This is a genomic window from Pseudomonas sp. BF-RE-21 (genome assembly GCF_019947305.1).
GTDB classification, from domain to species: Bacteria; Pseudomonadota; Gammaproteobacteria; order Pseudomonadales; family Pseudomonadaceae; genus Aquipseudomonas; species Aquipseudomonas migulae.
Map to the genome: position 1 here is coordinate 22,702 of NZ_JAGYGF010000032.1, position 15,332 is coordinate 38,033.

The window sequence follows — 15,332 nt, forward strand, 5'->3', positions numbered from 1 at the left end:
CCTCAGGTACGCAGGGGTTTGACGCTCATCGGCCGGTTCGGCACGAATGCAGTTTCGCCACGCAGGCCAGCCGGGCGGCTATTCCAGTAGGGGATCAGCACCAGCGCTGAAAACAAGGCGCAGCCGGCGAAGATAATGAACACGGTGACCGAGTCGAAGTAGCCCGGCAGCAAACCGCCGAGAATCGCCCCGACCGAGCCGCAACCGTTGACGAAGCCCGCCGACGTGGCGCCGGCCTTGGCGGTGCCGAAATCGATGGCCGCCGCGCCGCTGATCATCGAGTCCGGTCCGTACAGGGTCAGGCCCATCACGAACAGCAGCGCCACCACCAGCATCACACTACCGGTGTGCAAGGCACCCATGAACAACGCCAGCGAAATGGTCAACGCAAGCAAACTGATCACGCAGGCCGGCATGCGTCGGGCGCCGAACAGTTTGTCCGAGGCCAACCCGAGCAGGATCGGCCCGAGCAACCCGGCCAGTTCGAACGCTGTCGGGATGATCGCCGCACCGACCTTGCCCACGGTCGGCATCTGCTCGAAAACGATCACCGGCCCCCACAACAGAATCGCGTAGCGCGCCGGTTTCAGCAGGAAGTACGCGAGCCCGAGAACCAGCACCGTGCGGTTGCGCAGGATTTCCTTCAGCGGTTCCAGCACGCTGATCTTGCTTTGCGCATGCGCCTCTTCGGCGGTCATCTCTGGTTCCGGCTCGATCGCCGGCAAGCCAACGTCTTGCGGTTTGTTGCGTTGCAAAATAAAAAACAGCACGGCGACCAGCCCAACCACCGCCGCACTGGAAAAGAACGCCGCATGCCAGCTGCCGATGAGCGTGTACGCCCACCAACCGGCAAACGGCGACGCCACGAGCCCGCCAAAGGCATAGCAGGAACTCCATAAACCCAGCACTCGCCCGCGCTGTTCAGCGGGGAAGAAACTGCCGATGTTCTTGCACAGCCCTGACCATCCGGTGGACTGGGCCAGCCCTTGAATCAGCATGCAGGTGGCGAAAATCGGTAACGTTGCGAAGCTGCCCATCACCAGCGCAGCCGCAGCGGAAATCAGCAAGCCGCCGAGCACCACGACCCTTGGGCCAAAGCGGTCGGCGAGGATGCCCCAGGTGAATTGGCCGATGGCGTAGGCCGCGAGGTAGATGGCGTCGAGGTTGGCCATGGCCATTTTGTCGAGCATGAAGGTGGGGTCTTCGGCGATCCCCAGTTTGGCCACGGAAAAGGCTTTGCGGGTGAAGTAGAAAGCGGCGTAGGCGAGCCAGGTGATCGCGAAGATCTGCACGCGCCAACGCTTGATGGTGCCGATGTGCTTGTTCATTGTGGTTCTGACCTCAGGGTGTGAGTGTGCCGGCAGAATTGGAAGAAAACGCCTGTGTTTTTTATTGTTGAGCACTGCGATATCGCTGCGTCCCTTTGGCGATACCGGTCAGATGAGTCCTGCAATTGCACGCGCAGGCTCATGGTCACGGAGGCTGTTCGACTGACCAGTCACCGCGACTGGAGCCGATAAAAACAATTACTGATTAATAAGTGAAATCGATTTATCGTATTTCCAATATAAGCTCAGCTTGTTACTGGAGGTTTCGATGTCGGTTTCCCACGCCCAGCTCAAAGCCTTCCATGCCGTGGCTGTTCACGGAAGCTTCACCAAAGCCGCCGAGCGGCTTTTTCTCACGCAACCGGCGATTTCCGACCAGGTGCGCAAGCTCGAAGAGCGCTTCGGGGTATTGCTGTTCCACCGCAACAAACGGTCGGTGCGCCTGACCGATCTGGGTGAACGCTTGTTGAGCATTACCCAGCGATTGTTCGTCATCGAAGCCGAGGCGCAGGAGTTGCTTCACGACTCGCAGGCGTTGCAGACCGGCAGCCTGATTCTGGCGGTGGACGCCCCGGTGCACGTGCTGCCGCAGATCGCGCGGTTCTGCGAGCGCTACCCCGGCATCAGCGTGAAGATCGAAACCGGCAACACTGATGAATCGCTGTTTCGGCTGTTCAACTATCAGGCTGACCTGGCGTTGCTCGGGCGCGATGTCAGCGATGAACGATTGATCTCGCTGCCGCTGCGCAATGACCCGATGGTGGCGTTTGTTTCGCGCAATCATCCGTGGGCCGACCGCGAGTCGATCTGCCTCGCGGACCTCGACGACACGCCGCTGGTGCTGCGGGAAATCGGCTCGGTGACGCGTCAGACGCTGGAGGAGGAAATGGCCGGCGCCGGGTTTCGGATTCGCCCGGCGATTCAGGTCGAAGGCCGGGAGGCGGCGCGTGAGGCGGTGGTCGTGGGGATTGGGGTGGGCGTGGTCTCGGCGGCGGAGTTTGGTGCAGATTCGCGGGTGTGTGCGCTGCCCATTACCGACTGCAAGCGGCGGCTGACGGAAACGCTGGTGTGTTTGCGCGAGCAGAGTTCGCGGCGGGTGGTGGCGACGTTTCTGGAGATGGTGCGCGAGAGTCTGGTGTAGGCCCATCTGCCCCCATCGCGAGCAGGCTCGCTCCCACAGGATCTATGGCGACCACTGATTTTGTGTACGGCGCAAATTTCTGTGGGAGCGAGCCTGCTCGCGATGGCCGCGCCGCGGTCTAACTGACCGGCGCCAAATCGAAAAACGCCTGAATCAAGCGCAAATCCCGCCGCCGCTCCATGCACCCGATCATGTGCCGGTTCACCAACCCCTCGCCAATAATCGGCACCGCCGCCACCCGCGGGTCGTGGCTGACCTCCACCGACGACACCACGCCAACCCCCAACTGCGCCGCGACGGCCTCGGTCACCGCCTCGCGACTGTCCAGTTCCAGCAACACCCGAGGGCTCACCTTCGCCTGGGCGCAAGCGTCATCGAACGTGCGTCGGGTAATCGAACTCGGTTCGCGCAACACCATGATGACCTGATCCAGTTCCTTCAGCGGCACCCCTTTCGAACGCTGCGCCCAAGCATGCCCCTCAGGCACCAGCGCACAAATCCGCGACTCGCTCAGCGCCTGCAAATGCAAACCCTTGCGCGGCTCAACCTCGGTCAGCACTGCCACATCGGCATGCTCCGACAACAGCGCCCCCAGGGTTTCCTGCGCATTGCCCAGGCGCAGGTTCACGGTGATCCCCGGATACCGCGCGCGCAGGCTCGCGAGCATCGGCATGACCATGTGCGGCCCGTCCGCCGCCACCTCCAGACGCCCGGTGAGCAATTGCCGATTGGCCTCCAGCATCACTTGCGCTTCTTCGGCCAGACCAAACATCGCCCGGGTGATCGCAGCGAGTTTGGTGCCCTCCTCCGTCAGCTCGACCCGACGCGCGGTGCGCCGCAGCAAGGTGATCTGGTAGTGCTCCTCCAACGCCTTGATGTGCCCGGTGACCGCCGGTTGGCTGATGAACAGCCGGGCGGCGGCCCGGGTGAAGCTGCCCTCGCGGGCCACCGCATCGAAGGCGCGGAGCTGGAACAGGTTCATGAATAACCCTCACTGATGGCTGGCATAACAACAAACAATTTGATTGATAGCACGGCAAATTGCAATTTAAGCCCCGTAGCTTCATCCCATCGATTGCGAGGACACGAGAATGAGTACTGCCGAACCCATCCTGCTCACCCCCGGCCCGTTGACGACGTCGGCCCGCACCCGTCAGGCGATGATGGTCGACTGGGGTTCATGGGATGACCGCTTCAATCAACTGACCGCCAGCCTCTGCGAGCAACTGCTGGCGATCATCAACGGCGGCGACAGTCACCACTGCGTGCCCCTGCAAGGCAGCGGCACCTTCGCCGTCGAAGCGGCAATCGGCACGCTGGTGCCTCGCGACGGCAAAGTCCTGGTGCTGATCAACGGCGCCTACGGCAAACGCCTGGCGAAAATCTGCGAAGTGCTCGGCCGCGCCTTCAGCACCTTTGAAACCGCCGAAGACGAACCGACCACCGCCGCCGACGTAGACCGTCTGCTGCGGGCCGACGCCAGCATCACCCACGTCGCGCTGATCCACTGCGAAACCAGCACCGGCATCCTCAACCCGCTGCCGGAAATCGCCCAGGTCATTGCGCATCACGGCAAACGCCTGATCATCGACGCCATGAGTTCCTTCGGTGCGCTGCCGGTGGATGCGCAACAGGTGCCGTTCGACGCGCTGATCGCCGCCTCGGGCAAATGCCTGGAAGGCGTACCGGGGATGGGGTTTGTCTTCGCTCGCAAAGACGCGCTGGCAAATGCCGCCGGCAACTCGCATTCGCTGGCGATGGACCTGTTTGACCAGCACACCTACATGGCCAAGACCGGCCAATGGCGCTTCACCCCGCCAACCCACGTGGTCGCGGCGCTGCACGAAGCCCTGCTGCAATACAACGAAGAAGGCGGTTTGCCGGCGCGGCATCAGCGCTACGCCGACAACTGCAAAGTGTTGCTCGATGACATGGCCAGGCTCGGCTTGCGCAGCTTCCTGCCCGCCGCGATCCAGGCGCCGATCATCGTCACGTTCCACGCACCGAAAGACCCGCGCTACCAGTTCAAGGAGTTCTACGAACGCGTCAAGGCCAAGGGTTTCATCCTCTATCCCGGCAAATTGACCCAGGTCGAAACCTTCCGCGTCGGCTGCATCGGCCACGTCAACCAGGCCGAGATGCACGCGGCGGTGGCGGCGATTGCCGAAGTGCTGCGCGAGATGGAAGTGCTCGAAATCTGAACCACAGACACCGCCGTCCCTGTAGAAGCGAGCGGGCGGCGATCCGACTTGCCCGCGAACACAGGCGACGCGGTCTGTCCGACAAACCTCGTCATCGTTCTTCGCGGGCAAGCCTCGCTCCTACAGGATCAAAAAAATGAACTATGCAAACCCAACCAAACTGCAAGCCGCCATCCTCGACTGGGCCGGCACCGTGGTCGACTTCGGCTCCTTCGCCCCAACGCAGATTTTTGTCGAGGCCTTCGCCGAATTCGACGTCCAGGTGTCCATCGAAGAAGCCCGTGGCCCGATGGGCATGGGCAAGTGGGATCACATCCGCACCCTGTGCGATCAGCCGGCCGTCGCCGAACGTTATCGCAAGGCCTTCGGCCGCACGCCGACCGACGATGACGTCACTGCGATTTACCAACGTTTCATGCCGCTGCAAATCGAAAAAATCGCCGAGCACTCGGCGCTGATCCCCGGTGCGCTGGAGACCATCGCCAACCTGCGTGCACAAGGGATCAAGATCGGCTCCTGCTCCGGCTACCCGAAACAGGTCATGGACAAAGTGGTCGAACTCGCCGCCACCAACGGCTACGTCGCCGATCACGTGGTCGCCACCGACGAAGTGCCCAACGGCCGCCCATGGCCGGCTCAGGCACTGGCCAACGTGATCGCCCTGGGCATCGACGATGTCGCCGCGTGCGTGAAGATCGACGACACCGTGCCAGGCATTCTGGAAGGTCGTCGCGCCGGCATGTGGACCGTGGCGCTGATCTGCTCGGGCAACGCGCTGGGCCTGGACTACGAAGGTTATCGCGCCCTCGGCAGTGACGAGCTGGACAGCGAACGCAAGCGCATCCACGCACTGTTCGAAGGCTCGCGCCCGCACTACATGATCGACACCATCACCGATTTGCCGGCCGTGATCGCCGACATCAACCAGCGCCTGGCCAACGGCGAGATGCCGCAAACCAACTGATTCACCGCATTCCCCCCTGTAGGAGCGAGGCTTGCCCGCGAAGGCGTCTGAACATTCAACATGGATGTCGGCTGATAGGACGCCTTCGCGGGCAAGTCGGATCGCCGCACCGCTCGCTCCTACAGGGGGAATTGTGTTTTTTTGCTCAATCACCTGACTTAGAGCATTGAACCGCCAATGGCTTGAGGCAAACCGTGCGAAACAGGCTTACAGTTAACGCACACCGTCGACCAAGAACGGTGGCCTGACCCGACCTGTGAGGAACGCCGTATGCCCTGGAAGAACTCCGACTCACGCTACAGCACCGTGTCGATCACGCTGCATTGGTTGATGCTGGTGTTACTCGCGGTGGTTTACGCCAGCATCGAATTTCGCGGAATCTTTCCCAAAGGCAGTGGTGGCCGAACGCTGATCGTTGAAGCGCATTTCATGCTCGGTCTGACGGTGTTTGTGCTGGTGTGGTTGCGGCTGTTCGCACGCAGCCTAGGCCCGGCGCCGCAGATCTTCCCCGCTTCGCCGCACTGGCAGACCGTGCTGGCCAGATTGATGCACTGGGCGCTGTACCTGTTCATGATCGCCATGCCGATTCTGGGTTGGCTGGTCACCAGCGCCAAGGGGCATCAGGTGATGTTCTATGGCATTGATCTGCCGATGCTGCTGTCAGAGGACAAGGAGTTGGCCAAGCAAATCGAAGGCTGGCATGTACTCGGCGGCACCATCGGTTACTGGCTGATCGGACTGCACGCCGTGGCGGGGATTTATCACCACTATGTGGTGGGCGACAACACCCTGCTGCGGATGATGCCCAAGCGCGTAAACCGCAATTCCTGAAAACAACACCCTCCCCCTGTAGGAGCGAGGCTTGCCCGCGAAGAACGATGACGAGGTTTGTCGGACAGACCGCGTCGCCTGTGTTCGCGGGCAAGCCTCGCTCCTACAGGGGTATGAGTTGCGACGAAAATCCGCGAAGCCCTTGCAAGCCGCCGGTGTGGATGAAGATCAGTCGCGCGCCCTTTGCGAATCTGCCAGCTTCGACGTGCTGCTTGAGCGACAGCAGCGCTTTGCCGGTGTACAGCGGCTCAAGGGGAATGCCACTGGCCTGTTCGGTTTGCGCGATGAAATCCAGTAACAGCGGATCGACTTTGGCGAAGCCACCACGACTGGCGTCGAACAGTTCGTAGACCGGATGATGCAAGCCCGCCTCCTGCACGATCGATGCAATTTGCTGCGCCACGCCATGATCATCGGGCACCGCCAGCGCGCCATAAACCGGATGCTCCCCCGCTTCAGCCAACGCCAGGCCGGCCAGCGTGGTGCCCGTTCCGCAGGCCAGCCACCAGCCGTCGTAGTCGCTCCAGCCCACACCGTTCAGTTGCGCGCCGACCATCGACTTCAGTTGCATGCAGCCCTTCGCACCCGACAAACCGCCGCCACCTTCCGGCACCGCAAACAGCTCAGGGTATTGCGCCTGCCAGGGTTCCCAGAAACCCGCATCGTGCCGCGCGCGATAGCCGCCATAACCGAGCCAGTGCAACTGCATGCCGAAGGCTTGCAAGTCTTTCACTGTGGGCGTTTCCTGCGGATGGCCGCGCAGTAAACCAACGGTCGTGAAACCGAAGCGCTTGCCGGCGGCAGCCAGTGCATGAAGATGATTGGAGTGAGCACCGCCGAGACTGATGATGCCTTTGGCAGCGGCAAGGTCAGCCGCTTTGAGGTGTTCGATGAGCTTGAACCACTTGTTGCCGCTGATCAGCGGGTCGATCTGGTCCAGGCGCAGGATGGCGACTTCGATGCCGGTGCTTTCGAGCCAGTCGAGATGAAGGGGTTCGAGCGGGGCTCGGGGAAGCCAGTCATTGGAAGGGAGGAACATCGATGCCGGCTCTGGGTAAAGAGCCGGCATATTAGCAGCCTTGAAGACGCCTTCGCGGGCAAGCCTCGCCCCTACAGGTATTGTGCCGTTCACAAAATTGATAAACGACACAGCACCTGTAGGAGCGAGCGGGCGGCGATCCGACTTGCCCGCGAAGGCCATTGGCACGCTGGACCTGCTGTTAAAGCTCAGCAGCCAACCGCGAACCCTGATTGATGGCCCGCTTCGCATCCAGCTCCGCCGCCACGTCCGCACCGCCAATCAGATGCACGTTCTGCCCTGCCGCAACCAACCCGTCCTGCAATTCGCGCAACGGATCCTGCCCGGCGCAGATCACGATGTTGTCCACCGGCAGCACTTGCGGCTCGCCGGTTTCGCCGATGCGGATGTGCAAACCTTCGTCGTCGATCTTCAGGTATTCGACGCTGTTGAGCATCTGCACCTGCTTGTTCTTCAGACCGGTGCGGTGAATCCAGCCGGTGGTTTTGCCCAGGCCATCGCCGACCTTGGATTTCTTGCGTTGCAGCAGGAACACTTCACGCGCCGGTGCATGCGGCTCAGCCTTGATGCCGGCGACACCGCCACGCGCCTGAAGAAGCGTGTCGATGCCCCACTCTTTCCAGAACGCTTCACGGTCCAGGCTGGTGGCAACGCCCTGATGCACCAGGAATTCGGACACGTCGAAACCAATCCCGCCCGCGCCGATCACGGCGACCCGTTTGCCCACCGGCTTACGCTCAAGAATCACGTCGAGGTAGCTCAACACCTTGGCGTTCTCGACGCCTGGAATCGCCGGTACACGCGGCGCGATGCCGGTGGCGAGGATGATCTCGTCGTAACCGCCTTCAACCAGTTTCGCCACATCGACCCGAGTGTTCAGGCAGACCTCGACGTTGGTGGTTTGCAACTTGCGGTTGAAGTAGCGCAGGGTTTCAAAGAACTCTTCCTTGCCCGGCACGCGCTTGGCGATGTTGAACTGACCGCCGATTTCGCTGGCCGAATCGAACAGCGTTACCTGATGACCACGCTCGGCAGCCACGGTTGCGGCCGACAGACCCGCAGGGCCGGCACCGACCACGGCGATTTTCTTGATCTGCTGCACCGGCAGGTAGTTGAGTTCGGTTTCATGGCAGGCCCGCGGGTTCACCAGGCAAGTGGTCAACTTGCCGCCAAACGTGTGATCGAGGCACGCCTGGTTGCAACCGATGCAGGTGTTGATTTCATCGGCACGGCCTGCGGCGGCCTTGTTGACGAAGTCGGCATCGGCGAGGAACGGCCGCGCCATGGAGACCATGTCGGCATCGCCTTCAGCGAGAATCTGCTCGGCGATTTCCGGGGTGTTGATGCGGTTGGTGGTGATCAGCGGAATGCTCACCGAGCCGCGCAGCTTGGCCGTGACTTTGCTGAACGCTGCACGCGGCACTTTGGTGGCGATGGTCGGAATCCGCGCTTCGTGCCAGCCGATGCCGGTGTTGATGATGGTTGCACCGGCCTGTTCGATGGCCTTGGCCAGGGTCACGATTTCTTCCCAGCTGCTGCCGCCTTCCACCAGATCGAGCATCGACAGGCGGAAGATAATGATGAAATTCGGGCCTACGGCTTCGCGTACACGGCGGACTATTTCCACCGGCAGGCGCATGCGGTTTTCGTAGCTGCCGCCCCAGCGGTCGGTGCGGTGGTTGGTGTGCGCCGCGAGGAACTGGTTAATGAAATAACCTTCGGAGCCCATGATCTCGACGCCGTCGTACTCGGCTGTTTGCGCCAGGGTCGAACAGGTGACGAAATCGCTGATCTGCTTCTCGATGCCTTCCTCGTCCAGCTCTTTGGGCTTGAACGGGTTGATCGGCGCCTGAATGGCGCTCGGCGCAACTTGCTTCGGGCTGTAGGCATAACGGCCGGCATGCAGGATCTGCATGCAGATCTTGCCGCCCGCCTCGTGCACCGCGCGGGTCACGATCTGATGCTTGAGCGCTTCTTCGAGGGTGGTCAGTTTGGCCGCGCCGGAATACACACCGCCTTCGTCGTTCGGGCCGATACCGCCAGTGACCATCAGGCCGACACCGCCACGGGCGCGCTCGGCGAAGAATGCAGCCATGCGTTCGAAGCCGCCGGGTTTTTCCTCAAGACCGGTGTGCATCGAACCCATCAGGGTGCGGTTGCGCAACGTGGTAAAACCCAGGTCCAACGGAGCCAACAGGTGCGGGTAATGAGCGGCGGTCATCGGTAACTCCACAACGAGCGTTCACGGAAAAAGTGTGGGCGCTCTTTGGCGCCCCTCTGTCATGTGTAACAGACTATGAGCACTCCCCCGGCCGCTCAATGACCGAAACTGACAACTTAATGATCCAAATGCGCAACGGCCCGGGTGTCGGACGTTTGCGCTATCTCCTCTGCAATTAACGGCAGGGAGTCAGGGTGCGGCTGTCGAAAGGCAGCGCAAGTGCACTGAACCCAATGAAAATTCGTATACCATATCTCCAACTCAATCCGAACGACTGCCGCCGTGACCCTACCCAAATTCAATGCTCCAGACTTGGGCAATGCGCCTTCGACATCTGAAATCATCACCCGCCATCTGCGTGACGCCATCGTCGCCGGGCATTTCGCCGAGGACGAGCCGATTCGCCAGGACGACATCGCCCGGCAGTTCAACGTCAGCAAGATCCCGGTGCGTGAGGCCCTCAAGCGCCTGGAAGCCGAAGGCCTGGTGATGTTCCAGCGCAATCGCGGGGCGATGGTCACACGGGTGTCCGATGCCGAGCTGGCGCAGATGTTCGAAGTGCGCATGTTGCTCGAAGACAAGGTGCTTCGCCTGGCCATTCCCAACATGACCGAAGACACCTTCGCCCGGGCCGAACGCATCTGCCAGGAGTTCGTCGGCGAAGATGATGTGGGACGTTGGGCCGAGCTCAATTGGGAACTGCACGCCTGCCTCTATGAACCGGCACAACGTCCGTTTCTGGTGAGCCTGATCCGTTCGGTGAACGACAAACTGGAACGTTACCTGCGCATGCAAATGAGCCTTTCCGCAGGCAAGGAGCGCGCCGATCACGAACACCGGGAGATCCTCGAAGCCTGTCGCGCCGGTGACGTCGACCGGGCGGTGAAGCTGCTGGACGAACACATCGCCGGGGTCTGCAAAACCCTGTTCGAGCACCTGCCCCACCACCACTGACAGACCGCGGTACTGTGCCGATTTCGTCATCGGCACCGGGTAAAACCATCAAGCCTGCAAGCCCCCGCACGGGCCACTCTTGCGTTCACTCATCTGAACGGACGTGGCCCACTCATGAAACGTATCACCGTGATTGACTCCCACACCGGCGGCGAACCCACCCGCCTGGTGACCTCCGGCTTTCCCGAGCTGGGCACCGGCAGCATGGCCGAACGTCTTCAACGGCTGGCTGAACACCATGACCAATGGCGCACCGCCTGTGTACTCGAACCGCGAGGCAGTGATGTGCTGGTCGGCGCACTGCTGTGCGAACCGGTTGACCCAGCGGCGTGTGCCGGGGTGATCTTCTTCAATAACTCGGGTTACCTCGGCATGTGCGGCCACGGCACCATCGGCCTGGTCGCGTCGCTTGCTCACCTGGGCAAGATCGGACCGGGCGTGCACAGCATCGAAACGCCGGTCGGCACGGTGCAGGCAACCTTGCACGACGACCACTCCGTCAGCGTGCGCAACGTGCCGGCCTACCGTTATCGCAAAGCCGTGGCGTTGCAGGTGCCGGGAATTGGCGAAGTGGTCGGTGATATTGCCTGGGGTGGCAACTGGTTTTTCCTGATCGCCGGGCATGGTCTGCGCGTTGCCAGCGACAACCTTGATGCGTTGACCGCCTACACCTTCGCCGTGCAGCAAGCACTGGACGTTCAAGGGATACGTGGCGAAGACGGCGGGTTGATCGACCACGTCGAACTGTTCGCCGAGGATGAACAGGCCGACAGCCGCAACTTTGTGCTCTGCCCCGGCAAGGCCTACGACCGCTCGCCCTGCGGCACCGGCACCAGTGCAAAACTGGCGTGCCTGGCGGCCGATGACAAATTGCAGCCGGGCCAGATCTGGCGCCAGGCCAGCGTCATCGGCAGCGAGTTCGAAGGCTCCTACGAACAGCACGGCGAGCGCATCGTACCGACGATTCGTGGCCGCGCCTTCATCAGCGCCGAGGCCAGCCTGATCATCGAACAGGACGACCCGTTCGCCTGGGGCATTCGTCCATGAGCCAAGGCCTGGTGGCCGATGTCATCGTGATCGGCGCCGGCATCATCGGTGCCGCGTGCGCCCAGGCGCTGGCCCGGCGTGGCTTGCGCGTGCTGGTGCTGGACGCTGGCTTGCACAGCGCGACGGCCGCCGGTATGGGCCACTTGCTGGTGCTCGACGACAACCCGGCCGAGCTGGCCCTGAGCCAATACTCGCTGCAACGCTGGCGCGAACTGGCGCCGGACTTGCCTGAAGGCTGCGCTTACCGCAGCAACGGGACGTTGTGGCTGGCAGCCAATGCCGAAGAAATGGCCGTGGCCCACAGCAAATACCTGAACCTTCAGACCCAGGGCGTTGCCTGCGAGTTGATCGCTCGTAACGCCTTGCGCGCCCGTGAACCTGAACTGCGCGAAGACCTCGAAGGCGGTTTGCTGATCAACGGCGACGGCATTCTCTACGCTCCGGCGACCGCCAACTGGATGCTCGACACCGCCGACATCGAACAACGTCGGGCGCGGGTCAGTGAGGTCGATGGCAATCGCGTGCGACTCGATGACGGCCAGTGGTTGAGCGCTGAGGCAGTCATATTGGCCAACGGCATCCAGGCCAACGACCTGTGCCCCGAGTTGCCGATCGAACCGAAAAAAGGCCACTTGCTGATCACCGATCGCTACCCCGGCAAGGTCACCCACACTCTGGTGGAGCTCGGCTATGTCACCAGCGCCCACAACGCCACAGGGCCATCGACCGCCTGCAACATTCAGCCCCGGCCGACCGGACAACTGTTCATCGGCGCCTCGCGACAATTCGGCACCACCGACCCGCAGGTCGAAGGCTGGATGCTTGCGAAAATGCTCAAGCGCGCCACCGAGTACATGCCGGGCCTGGCCCAGCTCAACGGCATCCGCGCCTGGACCGGTTTTCGCGCCGCCAGCCCCGACGGGCTGCCGCTGATTGGTGAGCACCCATCACGCAAAGGTTTGTGGCTGGCGGTCGGTCACGAGGGACTGGGGGTCACCACGGCCCCCGGCACCGCCGATATTCTGGTCGCGCAACTGTTTAATGAGACGCCGCCATTGGCGGCGCAAGCCTATCTGCCGCAACGTTTTCTCGGGGAGGCCGTGTATGCCTGATTTGGTCCTGGACGGCCGCACCCTGTGGGTCGCCGAAGGTACGACTGTCGCCGCGGCATTAGCCTTGGCCGGCGACGGTTGCAGTCGCACTTCGGTCAGCGGTCAGCGGCGCGCACCGCTGTGCGGCATGGGCATCTGCCAGGAATGCCGGGTGACCATCGACGGACGCCGCCGACTGGCCTGCCAGACGCTGTGTCATGACGGCATGCAGGTGCGGACCCGACCATGAACGAATTCGCCGACTTGCTGATCATCGGTGCCGGCCCCGCCGGCATGAGCGCCGCCCTCGCCGCCGCGCCCAGTGGCGCACGCATTATCGTGCTCGACGACAACCCGCTGCCGGGAGGCCAGATCTGGCGCGACGGGCCTCAGGCCAGCCTGCCGAATCAGGCACGGCAGATGCGCGAGCGCCTGCATGCCAACAGCAATATTCGCCACTACAGCGGCACTCGTGTGATCGCCTGTTCAGGCCCCAAACAATTGTTGGTGGAAGACGCCGATCACGGATGGCTGATTGGCTACGACAAACTGATTTTGTGCACCGGCGCCCGTGAGTTGCTGCTGCCCTTCCCCGGCTGGACATTGCCGGGTGTGACGGGGGCCGGAGGACTCCAGGCGTTGATCAAGGGCGGCCTGCCGGTGCAGGACGAACGCGTGGTGATCGCCGGCAGCGGGCCGTTGTTACTGGCCAGTGCTGCCACCGCGAAACACAACGGCGCCCACGTGCTGCGCATTGTCGAGCAAGCCTCCTCGGTTGCGGTCGCCGGGTTCGCCCTGCAACTGCCACGCTGGCCGGGCAAGCTTGTGCAATCCTTCAGCCTGTTTGATCGTCATTACCGCACCGGCTCCCACGTCGTGGCAGCCTTGGGTAATGAACGGCTGGAAGGTGTGCGTCTGCGGCAACAGGGCAAAATCGTCGAACTGGCCTGTGATCGCCTGGCCTGTGGTTTCGGCCTGATTCCCAATACTCAACTCGGTCAGGCGCTGGATTGCGCACTCGACGACACGGCACTCGCGGTCGATGCCTGGCAAGCCACGAGCCTTGCCGATCACTACGCCGCTGGCGAATGCACCGGTTTCGGTGGCAGTGAACTGGCGTTGGTCGAAGGGGCCATTGCCGGGCATGCCGCCGTCGGTAACACCGCAGCGGCACGCCAATTGTGGCCGCGTCGGACACGTTGGCAGGGTTTCGCCAAGGCGTTGAACAACGCGTTCAGCCTCAGCCCGCACCTCAAGTCACTGGCGCAGGCCGACACGCTGGTCTGTCGCTGCGAAGACGTGCCCTACGCGGCACTGGCCGGGCACGCTGACTGGCGTGCGGCAAAACTGGCCAGCCGCTGCGGCATGGGCGCCTGTCAGGGGCGAGTGTGTGGCGGCGCCTTGCAGTACCTGTTCGACTGGCAACCCTCGGCCCCGCGACCGCCGTTCAGCCCGGCACGTATCGAAACCCTGATGTGCCTGGAAGACACCCCGCCCGCGTAAACGCTCGCTCCGGGGTTTCGGGGGCACTGCCGAGTCTTTATGATCCCGGTAGTTGCCACCAGGCCCCCAGCGCTATGTTCCCCTTACTCAATCAGTTCAAACCCTGCGATTTGCCCACGCTGCTGAGCAGTCTGCAGCCCATCGCTACGCTGCTCGACACCCTGGCGGACGTGGTGTTCTTCATCAAGGACAGCGAGGCGCGCTATGTCTTCGTCAACCAGACCCTGGCTCGACGGTGTGGTTTCAAGCACAGCGGGCAACTGCTCGGGCTGACGGCGGACCAGGTCTTCCCGGCACGATTTGGCCCGCTGTATACCGAGCAGGATCGGCGGGTCCTGTCCACCGGCCGTGAACTGGCGGATCAACTGGAACTGCACCTGTATTTCGGCAACCAGCCAGTCTGGTGCCTGACCCACAAACTCGCCCTGCATGACGAACAGGGGCGGATCGTCGGCCTCGCCGGCATTTCCCGCGACCTGCAACTGCCCCAGTCCAACCATCCGGCGTTCCAGAAACTGGCAGCGGTGGACGCACACATTCGCCGTCATTTCGCCCGACCGATCAGCCTGGCCGAACTGACGGCCATCGCCGGTTTCTCTGTGGCGCAACTGGAACGCCATTGCAAACGGGTGTTCCAGCTCACGCCACGGCAGATGATCCACAAGTCCCGCCTGGAAGAAGGCTCGCGCCTGTTGCTCGACACCGACCTGCCGATCACCGAAATCGCTCTGCGCTGCGGCTACACCGACCACAGTGCGTTCAGCCGCCAATTCCGCGCCCTCACCAGTCTTTCGCCCAGCCAGTACCGCGATAGCCGTCGTTAAAATGTTCCTTTAAGGGGCGCTGCGCACCCTGCGTGCTCCCTTCCGTAACACCTCCTCGACCGACACCGTCGTAGCGTTGCCCCGCTCGCTTGCGCTGAGCCGCCCTGCTTCAAGGGTTGGCAAAAATTCGACGGTAAAAGCAAAAACGGCACGGCCATTGCTATTGTTAATATCGTATACGAAATCCC

14 protein-coding genes are annotated in these 15,332 nt (G+C 62.3%); 10 read left to right on the forward strand and 4 right to left on the reverse strand.

What is annotated here, in order from left to right; genetic code table 11:
• Positions 1-2: 2 nt before the first annotated feature.
• Positions 3-1,328 carry an MFS transporter gene (locus tag KGB25_RS19570; RefSeq protein ID WP_008029615.1) on the reverse strand — a complete coding sequence of 442 codons (1,326 nt, stop codon included), beginning with the start codon at positions 1,326-1,328 and terminating at the stop codon, positions 3-5.
• A 268-nt stretch (positions 1,329-1,596) separates the two neighbouring features.
• Between KGB25_RS19570 and KGB25_RS19575 the strand changes: the two genes are divergently transcribed.
• Positions 1,597-2,469, forward strand: coding sequence for a LysR family transcriptional regulator (locus tag KGB25_RS19575; protein ID WP_008040483.1), 873 nt, complete (start codon positions 1,597-1,599; stop codon positions 2,467-2,469).
• A 118-nt stretch (positions 2,470-2,587) separates the two neighbouring features.
• Here KGB25_RS19575 and KGB25_RS19580 read toward each other — a convergent pair whose 3' ends face one another.
• Entirely contained in the window at positions 2,588-3,451 is an 864-nt protein-coding gene (locus KGB25_RS19580) for a LysR substrate-binding domain-containing protein (protein WP_223436318.1), read from the reverse strand.
• Between the two features lie 109 nt (positions 3,452-3,560).
• Between KGB25_RS19580 and KGB25_RS19585 the strand changes: the two genes are divergently transcribed.
• The 3 genes from KGB25_RS19585 to KGB25_RS19595 all read left to right on the forward strand — a co-directional run bounded on the left by KGB25_RS19585 (position 3,561) and on the right by KGB25_RS19595 (position 6,465).
• A complete protein-coding gene (locus KGB25_RS19585) occupies positions 3,561-4,670 on the forward strand; it encodes a 2-aminoethylphosphonate--pyruvate transaminase (RefSeq protein ID WP_223436320.1) in 1,110 nt (369 codons plus the stop codon).
• Positions 4,671-4,806: 136 nt separating this feature from the next.
• Positions 4,807-5,634 (forward strand): phosphonoacetaldehyde hydrolase, encoded by an 828-nt coding sequence (phnX, locus tag KGB25_RS19590; RefSeq protein WP_008040487.1) that lies wholly within the window; start codon positions 4,807-4,809, stop codon positions 5,632-5,634.
• 270 nt (positions 5,635-5,904) lie between these two features.
• The gene (locus KGB25_RS19595) at positions 5,905-6,465 is read left to right on the forward strand and encodes a cytochrome b (RefSeq protein WP_008040489.1); all 561 of its coding nucleotides are present in this window, start codon (positions 5,905-5,907) and stop codon (positions 6,463-6,465) included.
• A gap of 103 nt (positions 6,466-6,568) precedes the next feature.
• Here KGB25_RS19595 and KGB25_RS19600 read toward each other — a convergent pair whose 3' ends face one another.
• Both KGB25_RS19600 and KGB25_RS19605 read right to left on the reverse strand, forming a co-directional pair.
• On the reverse strand, positions 6,569-7,504 hold the full coding sequence (locus tag KGB25_RS19600; protein ID WP_223436321.1) for a 1-aminocyclopropane-1-carboxylate deaminase/D-cysteine desulfhydrase: 936 nt from the start codon (positions 7,502-7,504) through the stop codon (positions 6,569-6,571).
• A 181-nt stretch (positions 7,505-7,685) separates the two neighbouring features.
• Positions 7,686-9,725: an FAD-dependent oxidoreductase gene (locus KGB25_RS19605; RefSeq protein ID WP_192229190.1), complete on the reverse strand. Its 2,040-nt coding sequence runs from the start codon at positions 9,723-9,725 to the stop codon at positions 7,686-7,688.
• Positions 9,726-10,007: 282 nt separating this feature from the next.
• Here KGB25_RS19605 and KGB25_RS19610 point away from each other — a divergent pair, with 282 nt between their 5' ends.
• The 6 genes from KGB25_RS19610 to KGB25_RS19635 all read left to right on the forward strand — a co-directional run bounded on the left by KGB25_RS19610 (position 10,008) and on the right by KGB25_RS19635 (position 15,144).
• Entirely contained in the window at positions 10,008-10,679 is a 672-nt protein-coding gene (locus KGB25_RS19610) for a GntR family transcriptional regulator (RefSeq protein WP_008029632.1), read from the forward strand.
• 114 nt (positions 10,680-10,793) lie between these two features.
• Entirely contained in the window at positions 10,794-11,726 is a 933-nt protein-coding gene (locus KGB25_RS19615; protein WP_223436323.1) for a 4-hydroxyproline epimerase, read from the forward strand.
• Complete coding sequence (locus tag KGB25_RS19620) at positions 11,723-12,838, forward strand: NAD(P)/FAD-dependent oxidoreductase (protein WP_223436324.1); 1,116 nt, start codon at positions 11,723-11,725, stop codon at positions 12,836-12,838. Before KGB25_RS19615 ends, KGB25_RS19620 begins: the two co-directional genes overlap by 4 nt.
• The gene (locus tag KGB25_RS19625; RefSeq protein ID WP_223436326.1) at positions 12,831-13,067 is read left to right on the forward strand and encodes a 2Fe-2S iron-sulfur cluster-binding protein; all 237 of its coding nucleotides are present in this window, start codon (positions 12,831-12,833) and stop codon (positions 13,065-13,067) included. The genes KGB25_RS19620 and KGB25_RS19625 overlap by 8 nt, the downstream gene beginning before the upstream one ends.
• Complete coding sequence (locus KGB25_RS19630; protein ID WP_223436328.1) at positions 13,064-14,320, forward strand: FAD/NAD(P)-binding oxidoreductase; 1,257 nt, start codon at positions 13,064-13,066, stop codon at positions 14,318-14,320. The genes KGB25_RS19625 and KGB25_RS19630 overlap by 4 nt, the downstream gene beginning before the upstream one ends.
• A gap of 74 nt (positions 14,321-14,394) precedes the next feature.
• Positions 14,395-15,144 (forward strand): AraC family transcriptional regulator, encoded by a 750-nt coding sequence (locus KGB25_RS19635; RefSeq protein WP_192229187.1) that lies wholly within the window; start codon positions 14,395-14,397, stop codon positions 15,142-15,144.
• Positions 15,145-15,332: the final 188 nt, after the last annotated feature.

What these genes read in the sequence shown, in the direction of transcription:
- KGB25_RS19570 (WP_008029615.1), bottom strand. Translation starts at nt 1,328, where the DNA reads ATGAACAAGCACATCGGCACCATCAAGCGTTGGCGCGTGCAGATCTTC.
- KGB25_RS19575 (WP_008040483.1), top strand. Translation starts at nt 1,597, where the DNA reads ATGTCGGTTTCCCACGCCCAGCTCAAAGCCTTCCATGCCGTGGCTGTT.
- KGB25_RS19580 (WP_223436318.1), bottom strand. Translation starts at nt 3,451, where the DNA reads ATGAACCTGTTCCAGCTCCGCGCCTTCGATGCGGTGGCCCGCGAGGGC.
- KGB25_RS19585 (WP_223436320.1), top strand. Translation starts at nt 3,561, where the DNA reads ATGAGTACTGCCGAACCCATCCTGCTCACCCCCGGCCCGTTGACGACG.
- phnX (WP_008040487.1), top strand. Translation starts at nt 4,807, where the DNA reads ATGAACTATGCAAACCCAACCAAACTGCAAGCCGCCATCCTCGACTGG.
- KGB25_RS19595 (WP_008040489.1), top strand. Translation starts at nt 5,905, where the DNA reads ATGCCCTGGAAGAACTCCGACTCACGCTACAGCACCGTGTCGATCACG.
- KGB25_RS19600 (WP_223436321.1), bottom strand. Translation starts at nt 7,504, where the DNA reads ATGTTCCTCCCTTCCAATGACTGGCTTCCCCGAGCCCCGCTCGAACCC.
- KGB25_RS19605 (WP_192229190.1), bottom strand. Translation starts at nt 9,725, where the DNA reads ATGACCGCCGCTCATTACCCGCACCTGTTGGCTCCGTTGGACCTGGGT.
- KGB25_RS19615 (WP_223436323.1), top strand. Translation starts at nt 10,794, where the DNA reads ATGAAACGTATCACCGTGATTGACTCCCACACCGGCGGCGAACCCACC.
- KGB25_RS19620 (WP_223436324.1), top strand. Translation starts at nt 11,723, where the DNA reads ATGAGCCAAGGCCTGGTGGCCGATGTCATCGTGATCGGCGCCGGCATC.
- KGB25_RS19625 (WP_223436326.1), top strand. Translation starts at nt 12,831, where the DNA reads ATGCCTGATTTGGTCCTGGACGGCCGCACCCTGTGGGTCGCCGAAGGT.
- KGB25_RS19630 (WP_223436328.1), top strand. Translation starts at nt 13,064, where the DNA reads ATGAACGAATTCGCCGACTTGCTGATCATCGGTGCCGGCCCCGCCGGC.
- KGB25_RS19635 (WP_192229187.1), top strand. Translation starts at nt 14,395, where the DNA reads ATGTTCCCCTTACTCAATCAGTTCAAACCCTGCGATTTGCCCACGCTG.